Origin of the sequence: Streptomyces capillispiralis (assembly GCF_007829875.1) — a bacterium.
Classification (GTDB): domain Bacteria; phylum Actinomycetota; class Actinomycetes; order Streptomycetales; family Streptomycetaceae; genus Streptomyces; species Streptomyces capillispiralis.
The window spans coordinates 3,854,401-3,867,257 of the sequence record NZ_VIWV01000001.1; the positions used below are offsets into that span (position 1 = coordinate 3,854,401).

The window sequence follows — 12,857 nt, forward strand, 5'->3', positions numbered from 1 at the left end:
GGTTCAGGGCGCGCCCAGCTCCTCCTTCTCGGGCAGCAGGTCGGTCAGCCTGCGCCATATCTCCCCGGCGTCCGAGCGGACCAGGTGCAGTGGACTCTCCGGCGTGACCTGGCCGGGGAGGATCGGCTCCTCCGGCTGTTCGCGGATCCAGTAGCCCCGGGGACCGCAGTCCCAGACCGCCAGGCTGCGGAGCATCGGCGCGTGCTCGCCGTCGTGCCGGCCGTCCCAGGCGACGGTGACCCGCCAGGAGGAGTTCAGGGCGAGGATCAGCTCCGTCAGCGTGTCCGCCGTCTCCCCGGTGGTGCCGGCGTCGGTGAGCTGCTTCCGCACCGCGGTCCGGTCCTCCTCCGGTTCCCCGGTGGGGGCGGACAGCACGGTGAAGGCGGCGTCCAGCGCCTTCATCGTCGACTCGACGCGGGGTGTCCGCGGCTGCTCGCCGGCACCGCGACGGCGCAGGTGGACCATGCGGGCGAGCTCGAAGACGAGGGTGCTCGGTTCGACCGGGATGTACTCCGACTCCTCCTCGCCCGGCCAGCCCTCGTGGGCGATCACCGTGTCCTGGCCGACGACGGCACCGTGGTGCACGGGGCCGGACTCGCCGGTGGTCTCGACGCTGATGACGAGGACGGGGTCGCGCAGCGCCTCCACCAGCTCGCGCAGGAGCGGGGAGAGTTGGCCCTCCTCGCCGACCAGGCCCAGTTCCCGCAGTTCACCGAGGGAGGGGAAGAGTTCCGGGCTCGGGGTCTCCCCCTCGGCGAGACGGGTCAGCACCCGGACGTGGCGATCGGCCAGGCGCAGACGGGACCTCGAACTGTCGTAACCGGGCATGAGCACATCCTCCGCGGGCGGGTGGCTCGAGGCTAGCCCACGAACGGCCCGCCCCGGCCGGGTCCGCCCGCACCCGGCGGCGGTCGCGGGCGGGGCGGTTCCGGCGGGGGCGGGTGCGGCCGAGGCGGCCGACGGCTGTGACGGGGCCGGTGCGGGTGTCAGGCCGACGCCTCGGCCGCCGCCGTGGTCTCGGCCGTGGTCGCCGCCGTGGCCGCGGCCGGGCGGCGCAGGACGCGGCGGCGCCGGGTCGGCAGCCCGAGCATCGGGTGGGCGACGCCCCAGGCCGCGCCCTTGCAGACCAGTTCCTTGTAGACGGCGGCGAACCGTCCCGTCAGGGCCGCCCCGACGGAGCGGTCGTCGGCGGTGACGTACTGGATCAGCCCTTCCCTGCGGCCCAGCGAGACGCACTGGTTGTAGTAGCGCAGCGGCGCGTTCGGGAGCTTCCCGCCGGTCAGGCGGGCCGCGATGGAGTCGGCGGCCTGCCACGCGGTGGGGATGCCCGAGGCGCACGACATCCGCAGCGGCTTGCCGCCGGGGCCCATCGCCATGGCCGCGTCACCGATGGCGTACACGTCCGCGTGCGAGACCGAGCGCATCGTCCCGTCGACGACGATCCGGCCCGTGTCGGTGACCTCCAGAGCGGTGGCCCGTGCGATCGGGTGGACGGCGAAGCCGGTGGTCCACACGGTGACGGCGGCCGGGAGGGAGGTGCCGTCGGCGGTGGTGACGCGGTCGGCCTCGACGGCGGTGACGGAGGTGTGCTCGTGCACGGTGATGCCGAGTCCGTCGAAGACCTTCCGCAGGTGACGGCGGCCCTTCGGGGAGAGCCAGTCGCCGAGGCCGTCGCGGGCGGCGAGGGAGACGTCGAGGTCCGGCCGGGCCTCGGCGATCTCGGTCGCGGCCTCCACACCGGTCAGGCCACCGCCCACCACGAGAACGGACTGTCCGGCCTCCAGGCCCTTCAGCCGCTCGCCCAGCCGACGTGCTCCCGGGCGGCCGGCGATCTCGTACGCGTGCTCGGCGGTGCCGGGGACGCCCTGGTCGTTCCAGCCGCTGCCGAGGGCGTACACGAGGGTGTCGTACGCCAGTTCCGCCTCCCGGCCGTCGTCCGCGTCGAGGACGGCGACGGTCCTGCGGTCGGCGTCGACGCCGGTGACCCTCGCGATCCTCAGCTCCACCCCGGTACCCGCGAGCATGTCGCCGAGGGGGCGCGGCCTGAGCTGCTGGCCGACCGCGAGCTGGTGCATCCGGACGCGCTCGACGAAGTCGGGCTCGGCGTTGACGAGGGTGATGGCGACGTCATCGCGGTGCAGCCGCCTGGCGAGGCGTCCGGCGGCGACGGCTCCGGTGTATCCGGCTCCGAGGACGATGATGCGGTGCTGCATGGCGGGGCTCCTGTCATCGACGGGTTCGCCCCTTGAACCGGGCGGCCCGCCGTTTCCTGACAGGAGTGCGGTGTGACGCCGGTCACATGCCGGTCAGAAGGCGATGAGCAGGGGTTCGCCGTGGTCCGTGGCCGCCCACGCCCGGGTCGCGCGCTCCAGCTTGTCCGGGTTGACCTGGCTGCGGATGGCGGCGATCCCGTCGACGGTGGCCTCCAGACAGATGATGCCGACGATCCGCCCGTCGAGCACCGCGACCAGGGCGGGCCCGCCGTTGGCGGTCGTGGCGTAGATGCCGGGCGAGCCGCCGACCAGGTCGCGCTTGGCCTTGCCGGGCTTGAACAGGCCGCGCATGAACGTGGCGACCGCGAGGGCGCCTTCGAACGCCTTGGCGCGGGCCGGGACCTTCCCGCCGCCGTCCCCGATCGCGATGGCGTCCTCGGTGAGCAGCCGCACGAGCGGCTCGGTCCGGCCGCTGGTGGCGGCCGCGAGGAACTCGTCGACGATCCGCCGGGCGGCGGCCTCGTCGATCTCGGCACGGGCCCTGCCGTCCGCGACGTGCCGCTTGGCGCGGTGGAGGATCTGCTGGCTGGCGGCCTCGGTGATGCCGAGGATCTCGGCGATCTCCCGGTGCGAGTGGTCGAAGGCCTCCCGCAGCACGTACACCGCCCGCTCGTTCGGCGAGAGCCGCTCCAGCAGGACGAGGACCGCGTACGACACCGACTCGCGCTGTTCGGCGGTGTCGGCGGGGCCGAGCATCGGGTCGCCGGCGATCAACGGCTCGGGGAGCCAGGCGCCGACGTAGGTCTCGCGCCGGGCGCGGGCGGAGGTGAGCTGGTTGAGGCACAGGTTGGTGAGCACCTTGGTCAGCCACGCCTCGGGGACCCTGATGCGGTCGACGTCGGCGTCCTGCCAGCGCAGGAACGTCTCCTGCACGGCGTCCTCGGCCTCGCTCGCGGAGCCGAGGAGGCGGTAGGCGATGGCTTCCAGACGGGGCCTGGAGGCCATGAACCGGTCGACGTCGCTCATGGTCAGGGCCATGCCCGGATCCTAGCCCGCACCCGGCGCCCGGGACGGGCGCGGGCACACGAGCTGTGGCGCTCGGGCGCCGTCGGGGAGCACCGGGCCGCCCGCAAGACCGTCGACCACCCCCGCGTCGGCGCCGTGGTCCTGGACTCCGACGTCCTCGGTGTCGCCGGCAGCGACCTGCGGATCATGGTCTGCACGGCCCCGCCCGGCTCGGCGGACGCCGACCGTCCGGCGCTCCTGGACGCCGTGGGGACGCGGTCCCTCGTCGGGTGACCGACGGGGGCGCCCCCGGAGGCGGGGGGTGTCCCCCGGCCGTGTCGTGTCCGGCGATGCGGACCGGTGTGGCCCCGGGAGGCATGCGAGCGTGGTTTGCGGACAGGTGCACCGAGCTACTCCGACGCAGCCGGCAAGTGGGGAGCGATCTCGTTCATGGCCAAGGCACCGGACCCGACGACCGCGGAAGACATCGGACCGGAGACGCGGACGGCGGGAGCCGGAGCCCGAACCGGACCCGGAACCGGAGCCCGAACCGGACCCGGAACCGGAGCCCGGACCAGAGCCGGAACCGGGACCCGAACCGGAGCCCGAACGGGACCCAGACCCAGACACGGAACCGGAACCGGAACCCGAACCGGAACCCGAACCGAGGACGGAACCGGCACCGGAACCGAGGGCGGAACCGGCGCCCGGACCGGAGCCGGTGACCCCGCCCGGTCGTCCGGCCCGGCGACCGGGGCCCCCGGCCCCACCGCCACCCCGGCGGCGGACCGTGGCTTCCCGTCCGCGCTCGCGCACAGCGGACGCGTGCCCGCCCTGGACGGGCTGCGCACCTGCGCGGTCGCCCTGGTGGTCGTCTACCACGTGGCACCGGACCTGGTGCCGGGCGGCTCGGTCGCCGTGGACCTCTTCTTCACCCTCAGCGGTTTCGTCATCACCCGGCTGCTGCTCGCCGAGTACGCCCGCACCGGCGGTGTCGCGCTGCTCCCCTTCTACCGGCGCCGCTGGCTGCGGCTGGTCCCCGCGCTGCTGGTGCTGTGCGCGGTCTGCGCGGCGCTGTCGCTGACCACCTCGCTGTGGGGCTTCGCCGACTCCTGGCGGGCGGCGGGCGTGTCGGCGCTGTTCCTGGTCAACGTCGTACGGGCGACGGAGTCCGGCCCCTACTCGGACTTCACCGGACCGCTCGCGCACACCTGGTCGCTGGGCGTGGAGGAGCAGTTCTACCTGCTCTGGCCGCTCGTCCTGCTCGCCCTGCTGCGGTACACCCGGGCCCGCACGGTCCTGCTGTGCACGGCGGCCCTGTGCGCGCTGCCCGTGCTGTGGCGCTGCGCCCTGTGGGCCCCGGACGCGGCCCACCGCGTCTACAACGGCACCGACACCCGCGCCGACCAGCTGCTGGCCGGCGCGCTCGTCGCCGTGGTCCTGGCCCGGCTGCGCGCGGACGACCCCCGGCTGGCGCGGCTGCGCACCTGGGCAGGGCGGCTGGCCTGGCCCGCGCTGGGACTGCTGGCGCTCGTCGCCTGGCGGGTGCCGGTGACCGCGGACAGCGGGGCCTGGACGGCCGTCTGGTACACCGCCGGGTTCCTGGGGGTGGCGGTGCTCTCCGCCACCGTCGTCGCGGGGCTCGAACTGCGGCCCGGCGGATGGCTGTCACGGCTGCTGTCGCCGGCCCCCCTGGCCTGGACCGGCCGCCACCTCAGCTACGGCGTCTACCTGTGGCACTACCCCGTCGTACGGCTGCTGGCGTCCCTCGGCATGGAGGACGGACGGCTGCCGGCCACCGTCGTCCTGACCCTGCTGCTGGCCCTGCTCTCCCACCGCCTTGTCGAGGCGCCCTTCCTGCGCCGGGCCCACCGCCCCGCCGTCCGGCGCCCGTGATCTTCGCCGGTTGTTCACCCGGGCGCCCGCCGGTCCTGGCCCCCGGGTGCGACGATCCGGCTCCGCAGGGGGCACACCGCTCCGCGGCGGAGCACACCGGAGGAACGATGCTCGCGAAGAGAACCCACGCCGCGCTCGCGGCCCTGGCCGTGACCGCGGGCGCCCTGGCGGGCGCGGGCGCGGCGAGCGCGGATCAGCGCACCGGCGCGGACCGCACGCCGAAGCGCCCGCCGGCGTTCGAACGCACCGCCACCTACCCGGTGTTCCAGAACCGGCCCGCCGGACAGGACGCCGCCGCCGAGACCGTCGCCGAGATCTCCGCGGTCAGCGAGGACGGCCGCACCCTCGTCCACACCGACGCCGCCGCCAAGCGCATCGGCTTCCTCGACATCAGCGACCCCGGCCGGGTCAAGGGCCTCGGCACGCTGTCGCTGGCCTCCCTGGGCGACGCGGAGGACGAGCCGACCTCGGTGACCGTCGTCGGCGACCACGTGCTGGTCGTGGTGAACACCAGCGCGAGCCACGCGAACCCCTCCGGACGGCTCGACGTCGTCTCGCTGCGCACCCGCGAGCGGGTGGCGAGCCACGACCTCGGCGGGCAGCCCGACTCGATCGCGCTGAGCGAGGACAAGCGGTACGCCGCCGTCGCCGTCGAGAACGAGCGCGACGAGGACGCCGCCCCGGCCGGCGGCGAGGAGGGCGATCTGCCGCAGGCGCCCGCCGGGTTCCTGCAGATCGTCGACCTGAAGGGCGCCTCCCCCGAGGCGTGGGGCCTGCGCAGGGTGCCGCTGACCGGCCCCGACGGCTCCGCGCTGCCCGCGCTCGCCGCCGCCGGGATCACCGGACCCACCGACCCCGAGCCGGAGTACGTCTCCGTCAACGGCCGGGGGCAGCTCGCCGTGACGCTCCAGGAGAACAACGGCATCGTCCTGGTCGACCTGCGCACCGGGCGGATCACCAAGGCGTTCTCCGCCGGTACGGCGTCGGTGCGCGGCGTCGACACCGTCGAGGACGGGGTGATCGACCAGAGCGGCTCGCTCACCGCCGTGCCGCGCGAGCCGGACGCCGTCGCCTGGCTCGACGACCGCTATCTGGCGACCGCCAACGAGGGCGACTGGCGGGGCGGTTCGCGCGGCTGGAGCGTCTTCGACAGCCGCACCGGCAAGGTCGTCTGGGACGCCGGGAACAGCTTCGAGCACCTCGCCGCACGCCACGGACTGCTGAACGAGGGCCGTGCCGAGAACAAGGGCGCCGAGCCGGAGGGCCTGGCCGTCGCCACGTACGACGGTGTGCGCTACGCCTTCGTCGGCTCCGAGCGGAGCAACTTCGTCGCCGTCTACGACGTCAGCCGGCCCGGCAGGCCGGTGTTCCGGCAGGTCCTGCCGACCACCAACGGCCCCGAGGGGCTGCTGCCCGTCCCGTCGCGCGGGTTGCTCGCGGTCTCCAGCGAGGAGGACGACGCCGACGCGGGCGTGCGCGCCACGGTCAGCCTGTTCCGGCTGGGCGCGGGCACGCCCGCCTTCCCGTCCGTCGTCTCGGCGCCCGGTGCCGACGGCGCGCCGATCGGCTGGGGCGCGCTCGGCGCGCTGTCGGCCGTCCCGGGCCGCCCGCACGAGCTCTACACCGTCACCGACGCCGCGTACGCCACCACCCGCGTCCTCACCGTCGACACCCGGCGCGAACCGGCCGTCATCAAGCGGGAGCTGACGGTCAGGGACGCGGCGGGCAACCCGGCCGGCTACGACGCCGAGGGGATCTTCGCCCGTCCGCGGGGCGGGTTCTGGCTGGCCGTCGAGGGGAAGACGGGCGCCGGGAACCGGCTGGTGCGCCTGGACCGGTCCGGTGTCACCCGGCAGGTCGTGCCGCTCCCCGCCGATGTCGCCGCGGGCCTCGGCTCGCAGGGCTTCGAGGGCGTCACCGCCACCACCGGCGCCGACGGCCGCGAGATCGTGTGGGCCGCCCTCCAGCGCGGGGTCGCGGGCGACCCGGCGGGCGTGGTCCGGCTCGGCCGCTACGACGTCCGGGCCGGCACCTGGAGCTGGTACGGCTACCGGCTCGACACCACCGCCACGCCCGGCGACTGGATCGGCCTGTCCGAGATCACCGTGGTCGGCGACCGGCTCGCCGTCATCGAGCGCGACAAGCTCAACGGCCCGGCGGCCGAGGTGAAGCGGATCCACACCGTCGGACTGCCGCGGGACGCCGCACCGGCGGGCGCGCTCACCGTCCTGCCCAAGCGGCTCGCCCACGACGTGCTGCCCGACCTGCGGGCCACCAAGGGCTGGACGCAGGAGAAGCTGGAGGGCCTGACCGTGGCGGGCGACGGCCGCGTCTACGCCGTGACCGACAACGACGGCCTGGACGACTCCACCGGGGAAACGGTCTTCCTCGACCTCGGCAGCAGCCGCGACCTGTTCGGCCGCGACTGACCGGGCGGGTCCCGGACGGGACCCGGTACCCCGGCCCCGGTACGACGGCCGGCCCCGCGGGGCCGGCCGTTTCCGTTGCCCGGACCCCGTGACCCGCCCACCGCTCTCCATTCACGCATATGAATCTGATCCAGCGTCACAACTCTTGACGCGTCCACGGCAGCGCCCTACGGTCCGAGAAAGCGCTTTCCCCCCTCCACCTTCGGGACAGCCCGCGACACCACCGTTCACGTACACGCACGCGACGCACCGACACCCCGACGCACCGACGCACCGACGCCCTCGTCCGACCAGCCCACCGAACCTGGAGACGAACGATGCACTTGAGACCCGCACTCGCCTGTACCGGCCTGCTGGCCGGTGCGCTCGTCGCGCTGTCCGGCACCACCGCTCAGGCCGCGTCCGTACGGTACGAGGCCGAGGGACCCTCGGCGGTCTGCTCCGGAGCCATCGAGTCGGAGTGGTCCGGATACTCCGGCAGCGGCTTCTGCAACGGCACCAACGGCACCGGCGGCTACGCCCAGTTCACCGTGAACGCCCCGGCCGCCGGCACCGCGACGGTCCAGGTGCGGTTCGCCAACGGCAGCGGCAGCGCACGGGCCGCGACCATCGTGGTGAACGGCGGCACCACCGGCTCCGCCTCCTTCGAGCACACCGGCGCCTGGGACACCTGGACGACCAAGACGCTCACCGTGCCCGTGCGGTCGGGCAGCAACACCATCCGGTTCAGCCCCACGACCTCCGCCGGGCTGCCCAACCTCGACTGCGTCGACGTGGAGACGAGCGGCGACACCACCACCCCGCCGCCCACGGCCTCCGCGCTCTACGTGGCACCGGGCGGCAGCGACGGCGCGTCGGGGACGCAGTCCGACCCGACGACGCTCACCTCCGCGATCGGGCGCATCACCCCCGGCGGCACCATCTACCTGCGCGGCGGCACGTACTCCTACGCGCAGACCGTCACCATCCCCGCCGGCACCAACGGCACCGCGGGCGACCGTACCGAGCTCGCCGCCTACCCCGGCGAGACGCCCGTACTGAACTTCTCCGCGCAGAGCGAGAGTTCGTCGAACCGGGGGCTCGCCGTCAACGGGTCGTACTGGCACGTCAAGGGGATCGTCGTCGAACGGGCCGGGGACAACGGCATCTTCGTCGGCGGCAGCAACAACGTCTTCGAGCGCACGGTGACGCGCCACAACCGCGACACCGGACTGCAACTGTCCCGGATGACCTCGGACACGCCCCGCGACCAGTGGCCGTCCCACAACCTGATCCTCGGCGCGGAGTCGCACGACAACGCCGACTCCGACGGTGAGGACGCCGACGGCTTCGCCGCCAAGCTCACCTCCGGCCCCGGCAACGTCTTCCGCTACGCCGTCGCCCACAACAACATCGACGACGGCTGGGACCTCTACACCAAGTCGGACACCGGCGCGATCGGCGCGGTGACCATCGAGGACTCCCTCGCCTACGAGAACGGCACCCTCAGCAACGGCGGCCAGGCCGGCAACGGCGACCGCAACGGCTACAAGCTCGGCGGCGAGGACATCGCGGTCGACCACGTCGTCCGGCGCAGCATCGCCTACGACAACGGCAAGCACGGGTTCACCTACAACCGGAACCCGGGCACCATGACCGTCTCGGACAACGTCAGCGTCGACAACGCCGAGCGCAACTTCTCCTTCGACGCGGGCACGTCGGTGTTCCGGAACAACACCTCCTGCCGCGGTGACGACGGGTCGAACGACAAGACCGTGGGCAACGCCGACGGCTCCAACCAGTTCTGGACCGGCTCCAACGGCTCCCGGTGCGCCTCCTACTCCGGCGCCCTGGACTGGTCCTTCGCCTCGGACGGCCGTCTGGTCGTCACCTTCGGCGGCAACGCGGTGACACCCTGAGGCCATGAGGCCCTGAGGCCGTCGCACGTCCCGAGCCGCACCGGCCGGCCCGCCCGCTCCCCGGGCGGGCCGGCCCGCGCCGCCCGCGCTACGTCAGACCGATCTCCGCGCAGTCCGCCGCGTAGGCCGGGGTGCAGATCTCCTCGACGGTGTAGACGCCGTCCTCGATCACCGTGTCCTCGATGTTCTCCCTCGTCAGCGCGACCACCGGCACGAGCATCGCCGGGATGTCCTGCTGCGTGGGGCTGTCGACCCGGTCCCGGGCCAGCGCGTCGAACTGGATCGAGCGGTCCTGCACCTTGGCCACCGCCATGTCGGCGGCACCGGTCGCCTGGAGCAGGAAGGACTTGTAGACCGACATGTACTGCTTGCCGGCGACGATCCGCCGCACCGCCTCCAGGTCCGCGTCCTGCCCGGTCACCGGCGGGAGGTCGGTCACCCCCGCCTCCTCCAGCGCCTCGATGACGGCGCCCGCCATGCCGTCGTTCGCCGAGTAGACGGCGGCCACGTCACCGAGGCCGACCTCCTTGATCGCTCTGCGCATGTTCTCCGCGGCGACCTCGGGCAGCCACTTCTCCGTGTCGTAGGACTTGGCGATGTCCACCCGGCCGTTGAGTTCGCTGAGCGCGCCCTTCTTGAACAGTGCCGTGTTCGGGTCGGCGGGCTCGCCGTTCATCATGACGACCTTGCTCTTCTCGGCGCCCTCGCCGAGCGCGTTCACCAGGGCGCGGCCCTGCACCTGGCCGACGAGTTCGTTGTCGTGCGAGACGTACGCGTCGACCGGGCCCTGGGCGAGACGGTCGTAGGCGATCACGGGTATGTCCGCGTCCTTCGCCTTGCGCACGTCCGGCGCGATGGCCTCGGCGTCCACCGCGTCGACCACGATCACGTCGACGCCGTCGGCGACCAGCTTGCCGAACTGCTCGCTCTGCCGCTCGGCACTGCCCTCGGCGTTGGCGTAGACGACCTTTCCCTGCTTGTTGGTGAGGGAGGAGATCCGCTCCTTGATCAGGGGATGGTCGAACTTCTCGAAGCGTGCCGTGTCCCGGTCGGGCAGCAGCAGGCCGACCGTCATGTCGTAACTCCTGCGGGACGACGCCGAGTCCTCCCCCGCACCGGATCCGCCGACGACACCGCACGCGGTGAGCGAGAGGGCGGAGAGACCGGCGGTCAGGGCAAGGGTGACACGGCGTACACAGTGGGGGGTGGTACGGGGGATCACGTGAGATGCCTTCCGGGCGATCGTGCAGCGCGGGCGACCGAACGACTGGACGGCCGACGCGGCACCTCCGTGCGGCGTCAAGGCCAACTTCCGTCACGGGCCCGAACGTTGTAGTGAGCAGTGTGTCCATTGTGCGGTGGTGCGACGGTCGTGCTCACGACCTCCCCGCCGACCGTGCAGAGAATGTGCGCAGGAGAGGCACACAGGCTGCACACAGTCGGGGGTGGCCCTCGTTAGCGTGGCTGTGCCCTGCCCCCGGACCAGTCGCCCCTGGGCGCCGGTACCTCACCTGAGGAAGACATGGACTACTGCTCCACGTGCCGCCGTCATCTCAACGGCGCTCTGGTCTGCCCCGGCTGCGGCGCCTACGCTCCCGACATCGAGCCCGCCGTCGTCGGCGACCGGGCCGTACCCGCCGCGACCGCCGCCGCGACCGCCGCCGCGACCATCGGCGCGACCACCGGCGCCGCGTTCCCCGGTGACGGCACGGACCCCGGTGACGGCGCGTTCCTCGGTGACGGCACGGACGCCCCGCCCCCCGCCGGCGCACCGCACGCGGTGGCCGCGGCCTCGGGCACCGGCCGGGCGGCCCGGCGGCGGCAGCAGGTCCGCTGGCGCAAGACGCAGCGCCGGGCCCTGGTCGCCACGGCCGTGGCCCTGGTCGGCGGCGGCATCACCCTGGCCTCACTGGACCGGGGCACCGGAGACCGCGCCCAGGCCGCTTCGGCACCCGACCTCAAGGGCATGGGCGGCGCCAAGAGCCCCACCGACCGGTACGGCGACCCGGACATACCGACGCCCGGACCGGAGCGGACCACGCGGTCGTCCTCGACGGACGACCGGCCCACCCGCCCCGCCGACGACGACACCCCCGCGTCCACCACCTCGTCGGACACCCGCACGGACGGCACCGCCACCCCGCGCACCGCGGTGACCACCCAGCCCCGCACCACGTCCCCGGACTCCGGTTCCGCCGCCCGTCCGGACACCACGACGGGCACCTCCACCGGCTCGGACGACGCCGCCGGCACCGGCGGTGCGGCCCCGGTCACCCAGCCGGCGGACCCGCCCCCCGCCACCGACGACGGCACGGGCACCGGCTCGGACAGCGGCACCGGCCAGGGCACCGGCGGCTCCGAGCCCGCCCCCACCACCCCGTCGGCCACCACCCCGGACTCCTCCCAGCTCTGCCTGCTGGTCATCTGCCTCGGCGGCTGACCCGGCGGCGCACACGGCCGGGGCGCCCGCGCCTCAGCGCAGGACGGCGAGGGTGCGCCGGGTGGCCTCGGCGACCAGCGGATCGCTCGGCGCGGCGGCGCGCTCGGGCAGTTCGGTCAGCACCGCCAGCACGATCGGCGCGCCCCGGTCGGGCCACAGGACGGCGACGTCGTTGGCCCGGCCCCAGTCGCCAGTGCCGGTCTTGTCGCCCGCCTTCCAGCCCCGGGGCACGCCCGCCCGGATGCGCTCCCCGCCGGTCGTGCTGCGGACCAGCCAGTCCGTCAGCAGCTCCCGCTGGGCGGCGGGCAGGGCGTCGCCCAGGACGAGGGCGCGGTAGTCGGCGGTCACGGCGCGTGGGGTGGTGGTGTCGCGCGGGTCGCCCGGCGGGTTCCGGTTCAGCTCGGGCTCGTTGTGGTCGAGACGGCTCACCCGGTCGCCCAGTCCGCGCAGGTAGGCGGTGAGCGCGCCGGGTCCGCCGAGGTGGCGCAGCAGCAGGTTGGCGGCCGCGTTGTCGCTGTGGCGTACCGCCGCGTCGCCCAGCTGACGGAGCGTCATCCCGGTGCCGACGTGCTTCTCGGCCACCGGTGAGTAGGCGACGAGGTCGTCCCGGGTGTAGGTGACCCGCTGCTCCAGGCCGTCGAGCGGGCCGCGGTCCAGGACGGCGGCCGCGGCGAGGGTCTTGAACGTGGAGCAGAACGCGAAGCGTTCGTCGGCGCGGTGCACGACGGTGGCGCCGGTCCCGGTGTCGACGGCGAACACGCCGAGCCGGGCGCCGTACTCGCGCTCCAGGTCGGCCAGGGCGCGCGGGTCCACCGGGGCGGGGGCGCCGCGGCCCGGGGCGGCGGAGTCCGCCGGTGCCGTGGAGGACGCGCGGGGCTCGCGCGCCGGGGTGCCGGTGGCGCATCCGGCGACGGGGGCGAGGGCGGCCGCCAGCAGCAGCGCGCGGCGGGAGGGAGGTACGGACACGGGGGTTCCC

10 protein-coding genes are annotated in these 12,857 nt (G+C 74.1%); 5 read left to right on the forward strand and 5 right to left on the reverse strand.

Going from position 1 to position 12,857, the window contains the following annotated elements; genetic code table 11:
- Positions 1 to 3: 3 nt before the first annotated feature.
- The 3 genes from FHX78_RS16435 to sigJ all read right to left on the reverse strand — a co-directional run bounded on the left by FHX78_RS16435 (position 4) and on the right by sigJ (position 3,251).
- The gene (locus FHX78_RS16435; RefSeq protein ID WP_145868209.1) at positions 4 to 828 is read right to left on the reverse strand and encodes a hypothetical protein; all 825 of its coding nucleotides are present in this window, start codon (positions 826 to 828) and stop codon (positions 4 to 6) included.
- A 158-nt stretch (positions 829 to 986) separates the two neighbouring features.
- A complete protein-coding gene (locus FHX78_RS16440; protein ID WP_145868210.1) occupies positions 987 to 2,213 on the reverse strand; it encodes an NAD(P)/FAD-dependent oxidoreductase in 1,227 nt (408 codons plus the stop codon).
- 93 nt (positions 2,214 to 2,306) lie between these two features.
- A complete protein-coding gene (gene sigJ, locus FHX78_RS16445; RefSeq protein ID WP_145868211.1) occupies positions 2,307 to 3,251 on the reverse strand; it encodes an RNA polymerase sigma factor SigJ in 945 nt (314 codons plus the stop codon).
- 51 nt (positions 3,252 to 3,302) lie between these two features.
- Between sigJ and FHX78_RS37475 the strand changes: the two genes are divergently transcribed.
- The 4 genes from FHX78_RS37475 to FHX78_RS16470 all read left to right on the forward strand — a co-directional run bounded on the left by FHX78_RS37475 (position 3,303) and on the right by FHX78_RS16470 (position 9,441).
- Positions 3,303 to 3,512 (forward strand): MmyB family transcriptional regulator, encoded by a 210-nt coding sequence (locus tag FHX78_RS37475; RefSeq protein ID WP_373313022.1) that lies wholly within the window; start codon positions 3,303 to 3,305, stop codon positions 3,510 to 3,512.
- A 531-nt stretch (positions 3,513 to 4,043) separates the two neighbouring features.
- Positions 4,044 to 5,114 (forward strand): acyltransferase family protein, encoded by a 1,071-nt coding sequence (locus tag FHX78_RS16460; RefSeq protein ID WP_145868212.1) that lies wholly within the window; start codon positions 4,044 to 4,046, stop codon positions 5,112 to 5,114.
- A gap of 107 nt (positions 5,115 to 5,221) precedes the next feature.
- A complete protein-coding gene (locus FHX78_RS16465; protein ID WP_145868213.1) occupies positions 5,222 to 7,543 on the forward strand; it encodes an esterase-like activity of phytase family protein in 2,322 nt (773 codons plus the stop codon).
- Positions 7,544 to 7,860: 317 nt separating this feature from the next.
- Positions 7,861 to 9,441: a carbohydrate-binding protein gene (locus tag FHX78_RS16470; RefSeq protein WP_145868214.1), complete on the forward strand. Its 1,581-nt coding sequence runs from the start codon at positions 7,861 to 7,863 to the stop codon at positions 9,439 to 9,441.
- Positions 9,442 to 9,529: 88 nt separating this feature from the next.
- Here FHX78_RS16470 and FHX78_RS16475 read toward each other — a convergent pair whose 3' ends face one another.
- Positions 9,530 to 10,663, reverse strand: a complete 1,134-nt coding sequence (locus FHX78_RS16475; protein WP_145868215.1) for a sugar ABC transporter substrate-binding protein — start codon at positions 10,661 to 10,663, stop codon at positions 9,530 to 9,532.
- A 300-nt stretch (positions 10,664 to 10,963) separates the two neighbouring features.
- Between FHX78_RS16475 and FHX78_RS16480 the strand changes: the two genes are divergently transcribed.
- A complete protein-coding gene (locus FHX78_RS16480) occupies positions 10,964 to 11,881 on the forward strand; it encodes an SCO2400 family protein (protein WP_145868216.1) in 918 nt (305 codons plus the stop codon).
- 33 nt (positions 11,882 to 11,914) lie between these two features.
- On the opposite strand, the gene bla is transcribed toward FHX78_RS16480, so the two are convergent.
- Positions 11,915 to 12,847, reverse strand: coding sequence for a class A beta-lactamase (gene bla, locus FHX78_RS16485; protein WP_145868217.1), 933 nt, complete (start codon positions 12,845 to 12,847; stop codon positions 11,915 to 11,917).
- Between the last annotated feature and the right edge of the window lie 10 nt (positions 12,848 to 12,857).